The sequence below is a fragment of the Bradyrhizobium septentrionale genome (assembly GCF_011516645.4).
GTDB classification, from domain to species: domain Bacteria; phylum Pseudomonadota; class Alphaproteobacteria; order Rhizobiales; family Xanthobacteraceae; genus Bradyrhizobium; species Bradyrhizobium septentrionale.
This window is the reverse complement of record NZ_CP088285.1, coordinates 7,057,326-7,077,259: the sequence shown is the minus strand read 5'-3', so window position 1 is coordinate 7,077,259 and position 19,934 is coordinate 7,057,326. Positions and strand designations below refer to the sequence as shown.

The 19,934-nt window shown below is 63.6% G+C and carries 15 protein-coding genes; 5 read left to right on the top strand and 10 right to left on the bottom strand.

Annotated elements, in window-relative coordinates:
* Positions 1–47: 47 nt before the first annotated feature.
* From HAP48_RS35340 to HAP48_RS35310, 7 genes are all read right to left on the bottom strand, one after another.
* Positions 48–299 (bottom strand): hypothetical protein, encoded by a 252-nt coding sequence (locus HAP48_RS35340; RefSeq protein WP_166204422.1) that lies wholly within the window; start codon positions 297–299, stop codon positions 48–50.
* Positions 300–513: 214 nt separating this feature from the next.
* Positions 514–1,641: a hypothetical protein gene (locus HAP48_RS35335; RefSeq protein ID WP_166204421.1), complete on the bottom strand. Its 1,128-nt coding sequence runs from the start codon at positions 1,639–1,641 to the stop codon at positions 514–516.
* Positions 1,642–1,931: 290 nt separating this feature from the next.
* On the bottom strand, positions 1,932–3,467 hold the full coding sequence (gene tnpC, locus HAP48_RS35330) for an IS66 family transposase (RefSeq protein WP_175612385.1): 1,536 nt from the start codon (positions 3,465–3,467) through the stop codon (positions 1,932–1,934).
* A 94-nt stretch (positions 3,468–3,561) separates the two neighbouring features.
* Positions 3,562–3,909, bottom strand: coding sequence for an IS66 family insertion sequence element accessory protein TnpB (tnpB, locus tag HAP48_RS35325; RefSeq protein ID WP_166204419.1), 348 nt, complete (start codon positions 3,907–3,909; stop codon positions 3,562–3,564).
* Positions 3,906–4,301 (bottom strand): IS66-like element accessory protein TnpA, encoded by a 396-nt coding sequence (tnpA, locus tag HAP48_RS35320; RefSeq protein WP_166204418.1) that lies wholly within the window; start codon positions 4,299–4,301, stop codon positions 3,906–3,908. Before tnpA ends, tnpB begins: the two co-directional genes overlap by 4 nt.
* A gap of 251 nt (positions 4,302–4,552) precedes the next feature.
* Complete coding sequence (locus tag HAP48_RS35315; protein ID WP_166204417.1) at positions 4,553–7,123, bottom strand: calcium-binding protein; 2,571 nt, start codon at positions 7,121–7,123, stop codon at positions 4,553–4,555.
* 330 nt (positions 7,124–7,453) lie between these two features.
* Positions 7,454–8,587 (bottom strand): helix-turn-helix transcriptional regulator, encoded by a 1,134-nt coding sequence (locus HAP48_RS35310; RefSeq protein WP_166204416.1) that lies wholly within the window; start codon positions 8,585–8,587, stop codon positions 7,454–7,456.
* Positions 8,588–9,168: 581 nt separating this feature from the next.
* Between HAP48_RS35310 and HAP48_RS35305 the strand changes: the two genes are divergently transcribed.
* Entirely contained in the window at positions 9,169–10,656 is a 1,488-nt protein-coding gene (locus HAP48_RS35305) for a DHA2 family efflux MFS transporter permease subunit (RefSeq protein ID WP_166204415.1), read from the top strand.
* Positions 10,657–10,773: 117 nt separating this feature from the next.
* Here the strand turns inward: HAP48_RS35305 and HAP48_RS35300 are convergent, their stop codons facing one another.
* Positions 10,774–11,472, bottom strand: coding sequence for an RlmE family RNA methyltransferase (locus HAP48_RS35300; protein WP_166204414.1), 699 nt, complete (start codon positions 11,470–11,472; stop codon positions 10,774–10,776).
* Between the two features lie 33 nt (positions 11,473–11,505).
* Positions 11,506–12,549: a Ppx/GppA phosphatase family protein gene (locus HAP48_RS35295; protein ID WP_175612253.1), complete on the bottom strand. Its 1,044-nt coding sequence runs from the start codon at positions 12,547–12,549 to the stop codon at positions 11,506–11,508.
* 212 nt (positions 12,550–12,761) lie between these two features.
* Between HAP48_RS35295 and HAP48_RS35290 the strand changes: the two genes are divergently transcribed.
* Positions 12,762–15,134, top strand: coding sequence for a xanthine dehydrogenase family protein molybdopterin-binding subunit (locus tag HAP48_RS35290; RefSeq protein ID WP_166204412.1), 2,373 nt, complete (start codon positions 12,762–12,764; stop codon positions 15,132–15,134).
* Positions 15,135–15,416: 282 nt separating this feature from the next.
* Here HAP48_RS35290 and HAP48_RS35285 read toward each other — a convergent pair whose 3' ends face one another.
* The gene (locus HAP48_RS35285) at positions 15,417–16,208 is read right to left on the bottom strand and encodes a hotdog family protein (RefSeq protein WP_166204411.1); all 792 of its coding nucleotides are present in this window, start codon (positions 16,206–16,208) and stop codon (positions 15,417–15,419) included.
* Between the two features lie 136 nt (positions 16,209–16,344).
* Here HAP48_RS35285 and HAP48_RS35280 point away from each other — a divergent pair, with 136 nt between their 5' ends.
* The 3 genes from HAP48_RS35280 to HAP48_RS35270 all read left to right on the top strand — a co-directional run bounded on the left by HAP48_RS35280 (position 16,345) and on the right by HAP48_RS35270 (position 19,907).
* On the top strand, positions 16,345–16,842 hold the full coding sequence (locus HAP48_RS35280) for a YaiI/YqxD family protein (RefSeq protein ID WP_166204410.1): 498 nt from the start codon (positions 16,345–16,347) through the stop codon (positions 16,840–16,842).
* A 4-nt stretch (positions 16,843–16,846) separates the two neighbouring features.
* The gene (locus HAP48_RS35275; RefSeq protein WP_166204409.1) at positions 16,847–18,673 is read left to right on the top strand and encodes an ABC-F family ATP-binding cassette domain-containing protein; all 1,827 of its coding nucleotides are present in this window, start codon (positions 16,847–16,849) and stop codon (positions 18,671–18,673) included.
* 154 nt (positions 18,674–18,827) lie between these two features.
* Positions 18,828–19,907 (top strand): D-TA family PLP-dependent enzyme, encoded by a 1,080-nt coding sequence (locus tag HAP48_RS35270; RefSeq protein WP_166204408.1) that lies wholly within the window; start codon positions 18,828–18,830, stop codon positions 19,905–19,907.
* The last annotated feature ends 27 nt before the right edge of the window (positions 19,908–19,934 follow it).

The window sequence follows — 19,934 nt, the reverse complement described above, 5'->3', positions numbered from 1 at the left end:
CAAAGTGTTTGCCAGCCATGCACAGGCCTTTTTAAGGGCCCGGTGGCTTACGGGGCCCGGTAACCCGGCGGCGGCCCGTGCCGGCGGATCGCCTCGACCATCTCGCGGTGGCGCCGATCCTCCCGCTTCATATGGACCGCGATCACCGCATGGGCCGACGGCACCAGCAGCAACACGTGGAAAAACAGCCCGAAAATCGCGCAAAACACGATCAGGACCAGATTGAAGATGGCCGAAAACGGCTGTCCGTTCAGGAGCAGCCCGATCGGCGGCAGCACAGCGGCAAGGACGTAGATCACGGCAGACCTCAAACGCTGGCGGATGCATATCAGCGTCACCCAGGATTTAGGGCGTTCGGCCGGTTCCGCAATAGCGCCGCCGGAGGCAGGATGAATGGCCCCCTCGCCCCGTCTTTTTCACCTGAACCGCTAGGATTATTATCAGACCTTGATCGGATCGACGTGATCGCGCGCTTCATGCGCGATCAGTTCGCGTATCAGCCACCGTCGCATTTCACTTCGAACTGGACGGTCCGGTGATCGTACTTTGAGAAGCGGGCGGACTGGGCAACGGTGCTACGGGATCGGGCGAAACATATTCTGGTGGCTTCGGGTCGCTGGACATTCGTTGCGGCACGGGATGTTGCGCGAGGCATTCGCGCGACAGGGGCAGGCAGGAGTTGGTCTTGATCTCTCGCGCGCGCATTAGGCCGCAACGAGCGGCGGCAGCACCGCATAGATACGCCCGCGCGCACTCCATGTAGGATTCGCTCTGCGCCACATCGGTTAACGGCAGCTCGCAGTTTGGAGCAAACGAATCGCCCGCGTGCTTCCAGCGCGGATCGAGTGGATCGATGTATGCAAACAGTTCCGGAGCGGATGCCCGCGTGAGATAAACGTCGGCCACGGTACTTTTGTTTGTACCTTCCATGTCATTGAGCGAGCGGATGAGCCGCGAGTCCTTCAGGCAGATGGCCGCATTCCGCTTGAAGTTTTCGAGCATATTTTCGAAGTAGGCTGCGCAAGACGGCGCACCTGCGCCGGGACTGGTCGCTCGCTGCCCCGCGGAGATTGGATTACCAGACGTGAGATTTCCGGAAGTGGCTGCCGCAACAGGCGGCGGCGTCGGGGCGGACCGATTATCCGGATCATCGGATTGCCCCGATCTGATACGTCCTAATTCATCGACGATGGTACCGGCCAGAGACGCCGGATCTTCGGACGAATGCGATTCCGTCACCGGGGCTGCGGCTGGATGCTTGGCGGGTTCTTGAGCAGGAGCCACAGCAAACCTTCGGCGGTCCGTCTGACACTTGACTTGTGACTTCGGAGCGCCGGGCAGTCCGGTGATATCACTGCAGGATTGAGAATTCCCGCCTTGAACCGCCGCGACCGTCGGCTTGCCATGAGATGAAGCGGATTGTGTATTTGTTGTCGTCGCCTGCGGTGTCCGTGCCGCGGTCTTGTCCGAAGGCTGACGCCCGGATTTGGCTTCCCTTGCCGCAACCTCGGACGAAGGCTGCTGTGGGCTGGAAGGCTTTTTCTCCACCACGAGGGAAGGCGCGGCACCGACTCGCGTCGTCGTGCAGCATCCGCCGGACATGGTTCTGCCGTCTTCACTCAGCGTAGCCTGTCCCGACATTCCGTTGTCTACGGTGAAAGTCAGTGTGTTGCCAGAACACGTCCAGCTTCCACCCGGCGTACATAGCGGACATGTCGCGTGTGACCTTCCGTTTGCAAAAAACTGAGCCGGGTAAGTTTGACCTGTCGCATTGACCCTAACGACCCAACTGCCGACGAATCTACTTGCGCAACTGGCAGGCGGAGCTGCGCTTGCGGGAACTGCTGCGGTAAGAACAACTGCCAGAACGAGCAGAAGATCGTACGCATCCGGTCAGCACCCCGGGCAGGCGCGCCGGTCAGCCGTGGCGCTCAGGCGGCAGCCGCTGTGGACTGTTGGGTCGCCTTCCAATTCCACGGGAGCAGGTCGGCGACTTTGTTGACGGGGTGATCTGGAAGCCTGGCCAACACATCCGCGAGCCAGGCTTGCGGATCAACGTCGTTCATCTTGCAGGTTTCGATCAGGGTATAGACGGCGGCGGCGCGATGGCCGCCGGCATCTGAACCGGCGAAGGTCCAATTTCGTCTTCCGACAGCCACACCGCGTAACGCTCGTTCGGCAGCGTTGTTCGAGAGGCAGACGCGACCATCGTCCAGGAAGCGGGTGAACGCCGCCCAACGGTTGAGCAGGTAGTTGATCGCCTTTGCAGTATCGTTGCCTGATGAGAGCAAGGTTCGCTGCTGACGCATCCAGATTTCGAGATCGGCGACGATCGGCCTCGACTTATCACGACGTACCGCAAGCCGCTGTTCCGGCGTTTTGCCGTTGATGGTGCGCTCGATCTCGAAAAGGATATCGATGCGTCGCACGGCCTCGCTGGCAATCGGCGCCTCTCCAGATTTCGCCAAGTCGAAGAACTTTCTGCGGCCGTGGCTCCAACAGGCCGCTTCAAGGATCGGAGCTGGCTTCCTTTGGGCCTTGTAGAGCTGGTTATACCCATCGAAGGCATCGGCCTGCATGAGGCCGACATAGCCGGCAAGATGGCTTTGCGGGTGTTCTCCAGCCCGGTTGCGTGAGTAGTAGAACAGGGCCGCCGGCGGATCCGTGCCGCCAAACGGCCGGTCATCGCGAACATAGGTCCAGATCCGGCCGGTAACCGTCTTGAGCTTGGCCAGCACCGGCACCGTCGTATCGTCGCCGTGGATGCGTTCCGCGCTCATGACGTGGATCCGGATCGCCTCAATGATGGGATCGAGTGCCACCACGCAGGCGCCGATCCGATCCGCCAGGGTCGAGACGTCGATCTCGATCCCTTCGCGGGCATAGGTCTTGCTCTGTCGGTTCAACGGCTGGTGCAGCAGGAACTTGTTGACCAGCACCATCGCCAGCAGGCTCGGCCCGGCAAAGCCTCGCGGGATCGGATGGGAGGGCGCCGGCGCCTCGGTGATTGCCTCACAATCCCGGCAGGAGAACTTTTCGCGGACATGCTCGATAATCTTCCAGCGCCGTGGCTCACATTCCAGGGTCTTCGATACCACCTCGCCGAGCTTGTGCAGTCGCTCGCTGCCGCACTTGCCACATACGCAAGGAGCGGGTTCGACGATGCGTTCGATCGGTAGATTGTCCGGCAACGGACGTCGCGGCGGCCGTGGATTTTGCACGCGCTGCTGTTTGGCGGCTTCCGGCGCTGCGAGCTCGGCCTTGGTTTCCTGCTCAGCCTGGGTCTCTTCAAGATCCTCGATGGCGAGTTCGAGCTGCTCGACCAGCAGCTTGCCGCGCTCAGAAGATTGCCCGAACTGTTCTCGCCGTGCCTTGGCCAGCATCAGCTTCAGCCGCTCGATCTCCAGCCGGCCGACGGTCACCTCGCTCTTCGCCAGCGTCAGCTGCTCGCGCTGCGCAATGATCATCGCGTGTGCTGCGGCAAGGTCGGTGGGAAGCGGATCGGCGGGCGTCGTCACGAGGACGAATCAACCATATTCGTCGCAAAAAATCCCGCTCGATTTAACCGGAAGCCCGTGGACGCCAGGTTGCCTGCGGCATCCGCCAATCAATTCCGGAGAGGAGATAGGATAGCTGCGCAACGCTGATCGTCACAACGCCATCCGCCATTGATGGCCACAAAAAGCGGCCTCGCTCCAGCCGCTTCGTGAACAGACACGCGCCTTGGCCATCATGCCAGATGATCTTGATCAGGTCGCCGCGGCGGCCTCTAAAAACATAGAGATCACCGGCATGCGGATCACGCTTCAAACTCTCCTGGACCAGACGCGCGAGGCTCGGGAAGCCGCGGCGCATATCGGTGTGGCCGGTCGCAAGCCACACCCGCACATTACCCGGTATCGCAATCATCGGCGCTCAAGTACCTCGAGGACCCGCGCCAGCGCTTCTGGATCGACGTGCGAATCCACTCGGATCCGTCGCCGGTTACCGAGGTCGATCTCGATCAATCCAGTACGCGCGGCCACTACAGACCGCCCTCGGCTATCACCCGCAGGTAAGAGCTTCGGAGTTTCCTCCGCCTCCGTGGCGGCGATCTGCACCGGCGCAAAAGACGGTGCGACCTGCTCGGATGTCCGCGCTTGACGACGCCAGGTGAACACCAGGCTGGCCGCTACTCCGTTGCGACGTGCAACCGCTGTCACCTTTGCGCCCGGCGCCAACGTCTCCTCGACAATCCGTGCCTTGTCATCCTGCGACCAACGCCGCCGACGCTCCAGCCCGCCCAAAACCTCGACCCGCATCGCCCGATGACCTTAAAGCTAGACTTAAGGTCACACGCTTGGCGAATTACAGCGTGTCAGACAAGACGGCGCCCGCCGGATGCGTACAGAAGATCTCTCAATTTCATGGTACGTCCCCGCCTCGCCGTGGTGCGCCTTCTCCCCGCGTGCATCATCTGAGCGTGCATTCATTCGCATGTCGAACGACGGCCTGCCGGAACGCCCGCCAGGATTCATGTTGTTCGACACGATCCTAACGTTCGGTCGGCGAGTCAGCTAAACTTGAACATGCTCGCATCGAGTTGTCCTGGTGCTACGCCGATCAACCACGCGGCGTTGCCGGAAGCGTCGGTGACAATTGTTGTATTGATACCAGGCGAATAGAACTCCGCCGCCTGCACGTCCGCAAACGAATGCAGGGACGTACCGGCAAAGCTCACGAAATCATCCGTTCCACCGCTGTTGAAATCCTGAATCACCATCACTTCCGGCCCAACGTCGGAAATGGCGAACGTGTCAGCTCCGCCGCCGCCCCAGGCATAGTCAACCCCGCCCCCACCGCTGATGACGTCGTTGCCGGAGCCCATCAAGAATACGTCGACGCCGCTGCCGCCCGTGACGGTGTCGCCGCCATTGGAGCCGTAGACGTAATTCTGGCCGGAGCCGCCATAGATCAGGTTGCCGTCGGTCTCTCCGGAGGAAATGAAAATGTTGAGACCGGCGCCGCCATACATGGTGTCGACGCCGGCGCCGCCGTAGAAGTAGTTGGTGCCGAGACCGCCGTAGAGATAATCGGCGCCGTCGTCGCCGAACATGACGTTGACGTCGCCGGCAACGCCGCCCGAACCAAGCAGCGTATCGGAGCCCGTGCCGCCGAACAGATAGTTGAAGCCGGTGCCGCCATAAAGGGCGTCGTTGCCGTCCTCGCCCAACAGCACGTCGAGGCCGGCATCGCCGATCAGCGTGTCGTTTCCTGCGCCGGCATAGAAGTAGTCGTTGCCGTCACTGCCGTAGCCGAGGTCGTCGCCAGCAAGACCGACGAGCACATCGTTGCCCGCGCCGCCGTAGAACGTGTCGTTGCCGGCGGTGCCGTAGAGCTGATCATTGCCTGCCGTTCCGCTGATCGGGCCGGGTGTACCGATCGAGACGGTCTGATCGGAAAACTTCAGTGCCTCGACATTTGACAGCGTGTCGTCGTGCCCGTTGCCCACGACATGATAGTGCCCGCTGCCGAGATCGGTAATGGTAAAGCTCGACCGTGCGAAACCGGTATAGTTCGCGGTGTCGGTGCCGGCGCCGCCGTCAATCGTGTTGGTGCCCGTCCCTGCATCGATCGTATCGTTGCCACCACCGCCATAGAGACTGTCATTGCCGATGCCGCCACTGAGGTAGTCGTTGCCGCCACCGCCGTTCAGGGTGTCGTTGCCGCCGTTACCATTGAGCGTATCGCCGCCGTTGCCTGCGTTAAGCACGTCCGCGCCGGCCCCGCCACTAAGGACATTTCCACCGAGATTGTCGCCGGCGGATAAAGTCCACCTGGATCCGACTGAGGACTGCGACACATCGATGGTGTCTGCCCCCGATGAGCCGATGATCGTCGAAGCAAAATCGTCGAGATAGTCAAAATTGGATCCGATCGAACCGGGCGTCGTCAGTGTCAGCGTCCAGGCGTTATAGTCCCCACCGCCAACGGTGGTGAACGAGTTGATCTGTGCCGCCGTCGCGCTGAAAGAAATGAGGTAGAGTTGGAGAGTTTCGACGCCGGTAATGGTATCGTGACTAAGGTCCGTATTCGGACTGTCGGGGTAAAGAGTATCGTTGCCGGCGCCGCCGTCGATCGTATCAAAGCCGAGGCTGCCAGGATATATGAGGTCATCGCCGGCTCCGCCGTAATAGAACCCATGACTGCCTTGGCCTTCCATATCATCGTTTCCGTCGCCACCATCGAGCGTGTCGCTGCCCGATCCGCTCCTCAGCGAGTCGTTGCCACTACCACCATAGAGCCCATCGTTGCCGCTGCCGCTGGTTAGCCAGTCGTTGCCGCCATTCCCCACGAGCGTGTCGCCGCCATTACCCCCGTAGATCTGGTCGTTGGCGGAACCGCCGATGAGGACGTTTCCACCGAGGTTGTCACCGGAATACAGGTAAAGTTGGTCATGGTCCGACGCTCCCGACATGTCGATCGTATCCGCGCCAGATGACCCCGTGATCGAGGTGAAGCCACCGCCGGTGGTGTATAGCGGGTCGAAGTTCGAACCGATGCTTCCCGGCGAAGTCAACGTCAGGTGGAAACCAGTATAGCTGCCGACCGAGCTAAAGGAGTTGAGCTGCGCCGCCGTAGCGCTGACATAAGGATCGAGATTATCTATGTATAGATGTTCTACGCTGGTGAACGTGCTGTTGCTGAGATCGGCGTTCACGACGCTCAACGTATCATTGCCAGCGCCTCCATCAAACGTATCGAAGCCGGCGCCGGTGAATGACATATTGTCATCGCCGTTGCCGCCGTAAAGCGCGTCGTTGCCGGTGCCGCCGTCGAGCCGGTCGTTGCCATCGCCGCCATAAAGCGTGTCCGAGCCAGCGTCGCCGCTGAGAGTGTCGTTACGATTCCCGCCGTACAGCACATCGTTTCCGTCGCTGCCATCCAGGTTCGAACCAAAATCGAGCACCTGGCCATTGACCGTGATCGGCATCGAAAGGGCCGTCAGGACGTCGTCGCCTCCGGCGCCGTAAATAACGGTTACAACATCGTAGGTGTCGGCGACCGGATCGTAACTAACGTTCGCAGTCAGGGTTTCGGAAGCGGAAGTGCCTGTCAAAGCGACGTTCGTAATGGTGGACACAATCTTCTCCAGTATGAATTGAGAAATGAGTGAAATGAAAAAGGAGCGTCTCGCGTGTCAAACTCAGCACCGAATATCCGGCTATGCCCGTCGCAAAGCAGGACAACGGCAGCGGCGCCGTCACCAGGACGACCGCAAGCTTCTTGAGAAACCGAGACATGATTGGGAAACCAAAGGGCTTCAGTCCGCTGCACGCGATCGCAGGGGGATATTCCGCTGCCCCACCGCAGGGACATGACCCAAATGGGTCTAAGCGCTCATTTTTTGCGATACAATCTGTGCGATTCATTGGACCGGCGACGCAAAAGGATGCGCCGCGATGATCCGAGATCATCGCAAGACCAGCCGGCCGAGCAGCGCCGTGAGTTCGCTTTGCCGCGAGACGTTCAGCTTCTCAAACACCCGCTTCAGCACGTTGCGGGCCGTATCCTCGGCAATTCCGAGACGTTCCGCAGCCATTCGCGGCGGAAGACCCGAACCGACCAGCGAGGCGACCCTGGCTTCGCCAAGCGTCAATCCGAGGATGTCACGCACGACCGCGGGGTCGGGCGGCTCGGCGGACTTTTGCTCGATCGCGAGGACGATCGCCCGGGTATGGGTCAGGACATGATTGGCTGAGAGTGCGCCGGCCGTGATCGGGAGCAGGTAGATGACGAAACGTCGGTCTGTCGAGGTCGGCCCGACGAGAATGGGTCTTGGCTCGGCCAGGAGGTCGCTCGCCCCGCCGCGAAGCATTTGCGTCATCGCGGCCTCGAACGGAGCCCGGTTCGCCGCCATGCGAACGCGTAGATGATCGTTCACGAGGTCGAACACCTCGCCGAGAAGGCTCTTTCCGACCGGGTTGGCGAATAGCACGCGCGCCGACCAGTCCAGCGCAAACACGCCGATGCCGATCCGGGCGAGCGCGTCGCCGAGGCCGAGATTGGCAAGTTCGGTATCAAGCAGCCTGATCGACAGCCGCAAGGATTTCTCGACGTGGCGTCCCAGCGTGGCGACGAGATCGAGTTCAGCATCGGAGAATTGCGGCTTGGCGAAATCCCGCTGCACGCTGAGCCCCACAGCAATCCGTGGATCCGGCGACACTCCCACCGCGCCAAACCAGCCTAAGCCGTGTTTGACGAGGAATTCCTTTTGGAAGGGATGATTGAGGTAGGCATCGTCGATCGGACCAATGTGCCGATCCGTGACGGGCTCGCCGCTGAAGTAGAGGCCGGACTGTATCGCTCGTTCGCCCTTGAAATTGTGCTGCGCCCACTGCGCCTCGAACTCGCGGGCCGCCGCTGTGAGGCTTTCGGAGACGATCACGCCGAACGTCGCATCTTCCTTTCGCCATTCGAGGATCGCGCCGGCGTCATCGAAGCAGTCGCCGATCTTGCCAAGAGCGGATGGCCAGAGTGATGGATTGGGCGCGGTGTCATAGATCGCTTCGACGGCGGCGAGGAGACGGTCGGTGGCAGCGGGCATGGGGTCCGATCGATCGGAGGGACTCATTCGGATTGGAAGAGGGTTTCGGACGCAGCCGTGCCCGTTAGGGACGTGCAGGAGATCGTCGACATGAAAACTTCATTTCAGGATTTGAAAATTGAGCAATGGATTCAGATTGACTGAAAGTTGTGAGGCCTTCAATGCCTGCCTCGATGTTCCATTGGAAATGTTTAGAAACAAATCGAGCAGGCGCTTTTCAGCGCGCGCCGACGCTCATCGGCAATCGGAAGTTCCAGTTCGAGAAGGTGCGGCATGACGAGGAAATCGATCATGCATCGGAAGCTGCGCGAACCTTCTTGGTGGCGGTCGCGCGCAGCCGAACCAGTCCGGGACGGTCACGGAGGAGCGATGACTTCTCTGCTGCACGTATTTAGCAGTGGCTCTGCGGATTGCTGCCGAAAGGCACGGCGGCCGGATCAAGCGAGAGCGATTACGCGACGGGATCATTGGTGGATTGCGCTCTAAAACGCTCCTCGGATATTCCCGGGATCAGGGTGCAAATCGCTGCCATTCTGTGCCAAGTCTAACGGCCCCGGAAGTTCCACGAATCGACCAAGCCATTGAAAAATCAGCGTATCATTCCACTGATCGTCGCTAGCGCCCTGTTCATGGAGAACATGGATTCGACTGTGATCGCGACCTCGCTGCCGGCGATCGCCGCCGATATCGGCACCAGCCCGCTGACGCTGAAGCTCGCGATCACGTCCTATCTGCTTTCGCTCGCGGTGTTCATCCCGGCGAGCGGTTGGACCGCGGACCGCTTCGGCGCCCGCATCGTGTTTGCCGGCGCGGTCGCCGTGTTCATGCTGGGCTCGATCGGCTGCGCGCTGTCCTCCTCGGTGACCGATTTCGTGTTCGCCCGCATCCTGCAGGGCCTCGGCGGGGCGATGATGACCCCGGTCGGACGCCTGGTGCTATTGCGCTCGGTCGACAAGAGCGCGCTGGTCAACGCGATGGCCTGGGTCACCGTGCCCGCGCTGATAGGTCCGGTGATCGGGCCACCGCTCGGCGGCTTCATCACCACCTACTTCTCCTGGCACTGGATCTTCCTGATCAACATTCCGATCGGGCTGCTCGGCATCTTCCTGGCGCTGAAATATATCGACCCGATCAAGAGCGAAGACCCCGAGCGCTTCGATCTCGTGGGGCTGGTGCTGGCCGGCATCGGGCTTGCCGGCATCGCCTTCGGGCTTTCGGTCGCGGGCCTCAATCTGCTGCCGTGGCCGATCGTCGCCGCTTTGGTCGGGGTCGGCACGGTGTCGATGACGCTCTATGTCATCCACGCCCGGCGCACCGGTTCGCCGGTGCTCGATTTCGGCCTGCTGCGGCTGCCGACGATGCGCGCGTCGATCATCGGCGGCTTCATGTTCCGGCTCGGCATCGGCGCGCTGCCGTTCCTGCTGCCGCTTCTGATGCAGGTCGGCTTCGGCCTGTCGCCGTTCCAGTCCGGTCTCGTGACCTTTGCCTCCGCGGTCGGCGCCATGGGCATGAAGACGCTGGCCGCGCGCATCATCCGCGCCTTCGGCTTCCGCAACATGATGACCGTCAACGCAGTGGTCAGCTCGGCCTTCCTGGCCGCTTGCGCCCTGTTCACGATCTCGACGCCGCTGATGCTGATCTTCACCATTTTGGTGGTCGGCGGCTTCTTCCGCTCGCTGCAGTTCACCGCGATCAACACAGTCGCTTATGCAGAAGTCGAGGCGCCGCAGATGAGCCGCGCCACCACCCTCGTCAGCGTCAACCAGCAGCTCGCGGTGTCAGCGGGCGTCGCGGTCGGCGCGTTCTCGGTTGAAACCACGCTGGCGCTGCACCATGCGACCGAGCTCTCCGCCGACGTGTTCGCGCCGGCCTTCATCGTGGTGTCGCTGATCTCGGCGGCCTCGGCCTGGTTCTTCTGGCAGATGCCGGTTGACGCCGGCAACGAAATCGCCGGCCGCAAGGCGATCGACATTTCCAGCCGCAAGGGCGCCGAGAAGCGCGCCGCCACTGAGGCCGTCAAGGTCGCGACCGAGGATACGCAGAACGCGCGGGATCAGCGGCTGGGGTGACCAGCCCACATCCGTCATGCCCGGGCTTGTCCCGGGCATCCACGTCTTCTGTGCCTGCAACTCAAGACGTGGATGGCCGTGACAAGCCCGGCCATGACATCGGGAGATATCTGCGAATTACGAAGCCTTTGGCGAGCCGGGCTGCCCGCGAAATCCCGTCGCCAGTACGTAGCGCTCGGACGAATCCTGCCGGCTGGCGGACGGCTTGACGTGGCGCACGCTGGCGAAATCGCGCTTCAGCTGCGCCACCAGCTCGGCGTCGGCGCCGCTCTGAAACACCTTTGCCAGGAAGGTGCCGCCGGGATTGAGCACCTCGCCGGCAAAATGCGCGGCGGTCTCGACCAGGCCGATGATGCGCAGCTGATCGGTCTTGCGGTGGCCCGTGGTGTTGGCGGCCATGTCGGACATCACGAAATCGGCGCGGCCGCCCATCATCGCGATCAGCTTCGCCGGCGCGTCATGGTCGAGGAAGTCGAGCTGCGCGAAGTTGACGCCGGGGATTTCGCCCATCTCCAGCAGATCGATCGCAATCACCTTGCCCTTGCCGTCGGCCGCGCCGGTGCGCTTGGCCGCGATCTGGCTCCAGCCGCCGGGCGCAGCGCCGAGGTCGACCACCGTCATGCCCGGCTTGAGCAGGCGATATTTGTCGTCGATCTCGAGCAGCTTGAAGGCCGCGCGCGAGCGGTAGCCCATCGCCTTGGCCTTGGCGACATAGGGATCGTTGAGCTGGCGCTCGAGCCAGAGTTTTGACGACAGTTTTCGCTTGCCGCCGCTCTTGACCGTGACGTGCAGCCGCCCGGTGGTGTCTTTCGCCATGATCTTTCTTGGATTGGTGTGATTGGGCGTGTTCTAGCACGCCCGCAGCGCGCCGTCCTCGCGCATCATCTCGACCAGCATGCCCTCGCGCAGGCCGCGATCGGCGACGCGGAGCCGCGGCATCGGGAATGCGTTGCGGATCGCGTCGAGGATCGCGCAGCCGGCGAGCACCAGATCGGCCCGCTCGACGCTGATGCAGCTGTTGCTGACGCGCGCCTCATAGCTCATGCCGAGCAGCTTCTGGATCGTAGCCGTGACGTCGCCATCGTTCATCCAGATGCCGTCGATGCGGCGGCGGTCGTAGCGCGACAAATTGAGGAACACGCCGGCGAGCGTGGTCCCGGTGCCCGAGGTGCCGAGCATGTGCATGTCGCGCAGGTCCTCGCCGTGCTCGGCCGCGAACGGCGCGACGTGTCGCGCGACCTCGTCGATCATCTGGGCATACAGATCCCGCGTGACGTTCTTGCCGCCGAAATGCTCGGCCAGCGTGACGACGCCGAGCGGGATCGACATCCACGCCTTGATGCGTGGCGGAGCATTGGGCGCGTCGGGATCGCGCTCGATCCGCACCAGTTCGGTCGAGCCGCCGCCGATGTCGAACAGGATGGCGCCGCGCCCCCTGGGGTCGAGCAGCGGTGAGCAGCCGATCACGGCGAGCGTCGCCTCGGTCTCGCGGTCGATCACCTCGAGCTTGATGCCGGTCTCGGCCGCGACGCGCGCGCGAAAACTCTCGGCGTTGCCGGCGGCGCGGCAGGCCTCGGTGGCGATCAGCCGCAGCCGGCGGGCGTTGCGATAGCGGATCTTGTCGCTGCAAATGGCGAGCGCGGCAATCGCACGCTCGATCGCCGCCTCGCTGATCGAGCCGGTCGCAGCGATGCCCTCGCCGAGCCGGATGATCCGCGAAAACGAATCGACCACGCGGAACCCGTCGCCGGTCGGACAGGCGATCAGGAGCCGGCAATTGTTGGTGCCAAGATCGAGCGCGGCGTAGACGCCGGTCTCCGGTCCTGCCGCAACCAAGCCTGACGGGGCTTCGCCGGCCGGAGGACCGTCACAAAGCCGCACATGGTCATTCATCAAAATACTGTCTTTCCGCAGGGCCCAAGGGGAATCCATAGGGCCCGCCGAAGAATTGTCGTTCACGGAAACTTTAGCAGCGCCAAGGGCCTGCGCAAACTCCGTTCACATTGGGTCCATGCCTAATCGGGCGTTGTCGTTAAGGGGGGTGTGCGTTATCTCCTCAGCGCCCCCAAACTCCAGCAAATCCGGGCATTTCAGGTCATTTTCCGATGCAAGATCATACGCCGCCCGCCTCCCTCGAGAACGCTATCGCACTGCAAAAATACGGTGTCGGACAGCCGGTTCGACGAAAGGAGGACGACACCCTGGTGCGCGGCAAGGGCAAATACACCGACGATTTCACCCTGCCCGGCCAAGTCACTTGCTGGATGGTTCGTTCCTCCCATGCCCACGGAATCATCAAGGGCATCGATACGGCGGCCGCCAAGGCGATGCCGGGCGTGCTCGGGGTCTGGACCGGCGCCGATCTCGCCGCCAAGGGCTACAACCCCTTCACCTGCGGCCTGCCGCTGAAGAACCGTGACGGGTCGCCGCTGCTCCAGACCAACCGCCCCGCGCTGGTCACCGACAAGGTGCGCTTCGTCGGCGATCCCGTGGCCTTCGTGGTCGCGGAGACCGCGGCGCAGGCGCGCGATGCGGCCGAGGCCGTCGAGATCGACATCGAGCCGCTGCCGGCCGTGACCGACGCGGCCGAAGCCGCCAAGCCCGGCGCGCCGCAGCTCTACGACAACATCCCGAACAATGTCGCGCTGGATTATCACTATGGCGACACCGCGAAGATCGAGGCCGCGTTCGCCGGCGCCGCGCATGTGACAAAACTCGACATCGTCAACACCCGCGTCGCCGTGGTCTCGATGGAGCCGCGCGTCGCGCTCGCGCATTATGACAAGAAGACCGAACGCTTCACGCTGCAGGTGCCGACCCAGGGCGTCTCCGGCAACAGGGCCGGGTTTGCAAAGATCCTCAACGTGCCAGCCGACAAGGTTCGTATTCTCACCGCCAATGTCGGCGGCTCGTTCGGGATGAAGAACATGAACTATCCCGAATACACCTGCATCGCGCATGCGGCGCGCGAGCTCGGCCGCCCGGTGAAGTGGCTGGACGAGCGCTCGACCAGTTTCCTCTCCGACAGCCAGGGCCGCGCGCAGCTGATCCATGCCGAGCTCGCGCTCGATGCCGACGGCAAGTTCCTCGCGGTGCGGCTGTCAGGCTACGGCAATCTCGGCGCCTATATCACCGGCGTCGCGCCGGGCCCGCTGTCGCTCAACACCGGCAAGAACCTCGCCAGCGTCTATCGCACGCCGCTGCTCGGCGTCGACATCAAGACGGTTTTGACCAACACCACGCTGATGGGCGCCTATCGCGGCGCCGGCCGGCCCGAGGCCAATTACTACAAGGAGCGGCTGATCGACGCCGCCGCCGACGAGATGGGCATCAACCGCTTCACCTTGCGCAAGCGCAATTTCATCAAGCCGTCGCAGCTGCCGTTCCCGGCCGCCTCCGGCGTCACCTATGACAGCGGCGATTTCGCCGGCGTGTTCCAGAAGGCGCTGGAGATCTCCGATTACGACAATTTTGCCAGGCGCAAGAAGGAGAGCAAAAAGAGCGGCAGGCTGCGCGGCGTCGCCATCGGCTCCTATCTCGAGGTCACCGCGCCGCCGAGCGGCGAGCTCGGCAAGATCACCTTCGAGCCCGACGGCTCGGTGAAGCTCACCACCGGCACGCTCGATTACGGCCAGGGCCACGCCACGCCGTTCGCACAGGTGCTGTCCGAGCAACTCGGTGTTCCCTTCGAGAACATCACGCTCGAACAGGGCGACAGCGATCTCGTCCGCTTCGGCAACGGCACCGGCGGCTCGCGCTCGATCACCGCGACAGGACAGGCGATCGTCGAGGCTTCGGCGCTCGTCGTCGAGAAGGGCAAGAAGGCCGCCGCGCACATGCTGGAGGCATCTGAAGCCGACATAGAGTTCGGCCAGGGCCGCTTCACCATCGCCGGCACCGACCGCTCGATCGGCATCATGGAGCTCGCCGAGCGGATGCGCACGGCCAAGATGCCGGAGGGCACGCCGGAGACGCTCGACGTCGATCACGCCACCAAGGAGACGGCATCGACCTTCCCGAACGGCTGCCACGTCGCCGAGGTCGAGATCGACCCTGACACCGGCGTGGTCAGGATCGTGCGCTACTCCGCGGTCAACGATTTCGGCACCGTGGTCAATCCGATGATCGTCGCGGGACAGCTGCATGGCGGCGTCGCGCAGGGCATCGGCCAGGCGCTGATGGAGGAAGTCAGCTACGACGGCTCGGGCCAGCCGATCACCGGCTCGTTCATGGACTACGCGCTGCCGCGCGCCGGCGACGTGCCGTCGATGCAGGTCGGCGATCACCCCTCGCCGGCCAAATCCAACCCGCTCGGCACCAAGGGCTGCGGCGAAGCCGGCTGCGCCGGCAGCCTCGTCTGCATCGTCAACGCCGTGATCGACGCGCTGTCGGAGTACGGCATCAAGCACATCAACATGCCGCTGACGCCCGAGCGCGTCTGGCGCGCAATCCAGGATGCCAAGGCGAAGGCGGCGTAAGGCCGCGCTGTCGCTGCTAGCACCGCTGCCACCACCAGCACGGCTGTCATCACCCGCGAAGGCGGGTGATCCAGTATTCCAGAGACAGCAGTTGTTGAGCCGAGAGGCCGCGGCGTACTGGATACCCCGCATGCGCGGGGTATGACAGCTATGGGCGATGCGGGACCTCGCCCCGATACCCACTCGTCATGCGCGGGCTTGACCCGCGCATCCATCAACGTGATGAAGAGTCCTTGCGAAGGCGATGGATTGCCGGGTCAAGCCCGGCAATGACGGACCGTGCTACGCCGCGGCCTGCTCGCGCGGCTGGGTGATCGCGATGTGCCAGCAATGCGCGAGCGGCGTGCCGTTGCCGAGCACCAGCGCATCGAGCTCGACGAAACGATGCCCCTTCTTGTCGTAATTGCCGGTGACCTTGGCGCGCGCCGTCAGCTCGTCGCCGATCTTGCCCGCCGACAACAACTGCATGCGGGTGCCGACATGGATCCAGGGCCCGAGGATCGCATTGTCGACCAGGACCTTGTTCATCACCCGGGGCAGCAGGCCGGGATGGCCGAGCCCTTCGCGCAGATAGATCGGATCGGTCTCCCTGATGTCGGCGAGATACTCCTTCGCGGCGTCGCCGGACCAGTCGCGCGGGATGGTGCCGAGCCACTTGCCCTCCTCATAGGACGACGCGCTCACCGGCTTGCGCTCGGCAACCGCGGCGACCTGCTGGTATTCGTCGAGCACAAATTTCGGCGCCGATGCCGGCAGGGATGCGGTGCCGGTGGCGCAGAGCTCGCCGCGGCTGAAGAGCTCGATCGACAGTCCATTGCCGGTCTCTCGCCCGGTCAATTCGGCGATCTCGCCGTCATAGACCGGTTTCACAAAGCGCGCCTCGATCAGACCGCGTTCGAGGAAATCGCGGCCCCATTTCTCGACCGGCAGGTGCATCATGTAGGCCATCACATCGACGCCGGGCACGAGACCGCCGGAAAAGCCGAACTTCCGCGCCACCGTGTCGTCGTGGATCTTGTTCTCCGACAGTTTCGAGGTGTTGTAGGCCGAGACGCGGTAGGTCTGCGAGTCCATGGGGTTTTCCCTTATTTCCGTTGTTTTTCTGGTGACAATGGTAGTCGAACAAAGAGGCGTGGCAAGCGTCTCGTTTTGCTCGCAATTTTCCGCACCATGGAGTACACGCAGGCCGCGCCTGCCAACCATTGAATCGATGACTGAAACCCCTGCTCCCACCCGCATCTATGTCGACGCCGACGCCTGCCCGGTGAAGGACGAGATCTATCGCGTCGCGATCCGGCTCGGCGTGCCCGTCAGCGTGGTCGCGGGCAATTTCATCCGCGTGCCGCAGGATCCCTTGATCGAGCGCGTCGCCGCCGGTTCCGGCATGGACGCCGCCGACGACTGGATCGCGGAACGCGCGCATGAGGGCGACGTCGTCATCACCGCGGACATTCCGCTGGCAAGCCGCTGCGTCAAGGCCGGCGCCGACGTGATCGCGCCGAACGGAAAGCCGTTCACCGAACAGTCGATCGGCATGACGCTCGCGGTGCGCAACCTGATGACCGATCTGCGCTCGTCGGGCGAGATCACCGGCGGGCCGAAATCCTACTCGCCGCGCGACCGCTCGACGTTCCTCGCGACGCTCGACCAGACCATTCGCCGCATTCAACGCCGCCGCGCCGAGCAGGCTGCGGCGAACGGGGGTTAGCGCGATGGCCCCGCCCCTGATCCAGCTCAAGGACATCAGCCTGACCTTCGGCGGCACGCCGCTGTTGAGCGGGGTCGAGCTCTCGGTCTCCGCCGGCGAGCGCGTTGGCCTGATCGGGCGCAACGGCTCCGGCAAGTCGACCTTGCTGCGCATCGCGGCCGGCCTGGTCGAGCCTGACTCCGGCAGCCGCTTCGTGCAGCCCGGCGCCACCATCCGCTATCTGCCACAGGAGCCGGATTTCGGCGACCACAAGACAACGCTGTCCTATGTCGAGTCAGGCCTTGGCCCCGGCGACGATCACTACCAGGCGCGCTATCTGCTCGAGCAGCTCGGCCTCAGCGGCGAGGAAGACCCGGCGCTTGTCTCCGGCGGCGAGGCGCGCCGCGCGGCGCTGGCGCGGGTGCTGGCGCCCTCGCCCGACATCCTGCTGCTGGACGAGCCGACCAACCATCTCGATCTGCCGACCATCGAATGGCTCGAGGGCGAGCTCGAAAGCCGGCGCTGCGCGCTGGTCCTGATCAGCCACGATCGCCGCTTCCTCACCAACCTGTCGCGCTCAACGGCCTGGCTCGACCGCGGCCAGATCCGGCAGATCGACCGCGGCTTCGGCGCGTTCGAGGCGTGGCGCGACGAGGTGCTGGAGGAAGAAGAGCGCGATCAGCACAAGCTCGACCGCAAGATCGTCAACGAGGAGCACTGGCTGCGCCACGGCGTTTCCGGCCGCCGCAAGCGCAACGTCAAGCGGCTCGGCAATCTCTTTGCGCTGCGCGACCAGCGCCGCAACTATCGCGGTGCCACCGGCAATGCCACGCTCGCCGCCGCCGAGGCCGACAAATCCGGCCGTCTGGTGATCGAGGCGAAGAACATCGTGAAGGCCTTTGGCGAGCGCATCATCGTCGACGGTTTCTCGACCCGGATCCAGCGCGGCGACCGGCTCGGCATCGTCGGCCCGAACGGCGCCGGCAAGACTACGCTGGTGCATCTTCTGATCGGCAACGATCCGCCCGATTCCGGCTCGGTGCGGCTGGGCGCCAATATCGAGATGGCGACGCTCGACCAGCATCGCGAAAGCCTCGATCCGAAGCTGACGCTGGCCGAAGCCCTGACCGGCGGCCGCGGCGACCATGTCATGGTCGGCGACAAGTCGAAGCACGTCATCGGCTACATGAAGGACTTTCTGTTCGCGCACGAGCAGCGCGGCACGCCGCTCGAAGCCCTCTCCGGCGGCGAGCGCGGCCGGCTGATGCTGGCGCGCGCGCTGGCCAAGCCGTCGAACCTGCTCATTCTGGACGAGCCGACCAACGACCTCGATCTCGAAACCCTCGACGTGCTCGAGGAGATGCTCGGCGACTACGACGGCACCGTGATCCTGATCAGCCATGACCGCGACTTCCTCGATCGCGTGGTGACGTCGGTGATCGTGCCCGAAGGCCAGGGCCGCTGGATCGAATATGCCGGCGGCTATTCGGACATGCTGGCGCAGCGCGGCGCTGACGTGAAGCGCGAGACCGTGAAGGCGGACGCCGCGGCCGAGGAGAAGAAGGAAGCCAAGGTTGCGGCGACCGCCGCCGCGCCCGAAGCGGCACCCAGGCGCCGGCTGAGCTTCAACGAGAAGCACGCGCTGGAAACATTGCCGAAGACGATCGACAGACTGCACGCCGAGATCACCAGACAGCAGAAGCTGCTCGACGATCCCGATCTCTACAGCAAGGATCGCAAGAAGTTCGACGCCGCATCGGCCGCGATCGCCAAGGCGCAAGACGAGCTCGCCACAGCCGAGGACCGCTGGCTCGAGTTAGAGGTGCTGCGCGAAGAGATCGAACAGGCGTGAACATGATTCTTCGTCATTGCGAGGAGCGAAGCGACGAAGCAATCCATGAATCGGCAGACGCGGAGAGATGGATTGCTTCGTGGAGCCTGTCATCCGGCGGCGCTTCGCGCCGACCGGGTGGCTCGCAATGACGGAAACAACTGGAGTTGACCCGATGACCACGCCCCTCGCCGCCAAGATTGCCAAGGAGTACGGCACGCCCTGCGCCGTGATCGACATGGACCGGGTCGAGCGCAACATCGCGCGCATCCAGGCGGCCTGTGATCAGGCCGGCGTCGCCAACCGGCCGCACATCAAGACCCACAAGAACCCGACGCTGGCGCAGCTGCAGGTCAAGGCCGGCGCCAAGGGCATCACCTGCCAGAAGCTCGGCGAGGCCGAGATCATGGCGGATGCCGGCATCGACGACATCCTCATCAGCTACAATCTGCTCGGCGACGAGAAGATGGCGCGGCTCGGCGCCCTGCAAGGCAAGGCCAACGTCACCGTCGCCGCCGATAATTCCGTCGTGGTCGGCGACCTGCCGAAGGCGGCAGCCGCCTCCGGCCGGCCGCTCTCCGTCGTGGTCGAGTGCGACACCGGGCGCAAGCGCGCCGGCGTCGAGACCCCGGCCGAAGCGATAGCGCTGGCGCGCGAGATCGCGGCCTCCAAAGGCCTGAGCTTTGCGGGCTTCATGCTGTACCCGACCGAGACCGGCTGGGCCGATGCGCAGAAATTCTACGACGAGGCACTGGCCGGCGTCCGCGCCCACGGCCTCGACGCGACAATCGTCTCCACCGGCGGCACGCCGAACCTGGTCAATCTCGGCAAGCTGAAGGGTGGCACCGAGCACCGCTTCGGCACCTACATCTACAACGACCGCATGCAGGTCGCGGCCGGCGTCGCCAGCTGGGACGACTGCGCGCTGCACATCTATTCCACCGTCGTCAGCCGCGCCGGCCCCGAGCGCGGCATCCTCGATGCCGGCTCCAAGACGCTGACCTCAGACACCGGCGGTCTGGAAGGTCACGGCCTGATCCTCGAACATCCCGAGGCCAAGATCGCGCGCTTTGCCGAGGAGCACGGCTTCCTCGATCTCTCCCGCAGCAACACCCGCCCGAACGTCGGCGACGTCGTGCGGATCGTGCCGAACCATGTCTGCGTCGTCGTCAACATGATGGACGAGGTCGTGATGGTGCGCGGCGACGAAATCATCGGCACGCTGCCGGTCGCGGCGCGGGGGAAACTGAGATAGGCGAATAGAGAGTGGCGAATAGCGAAT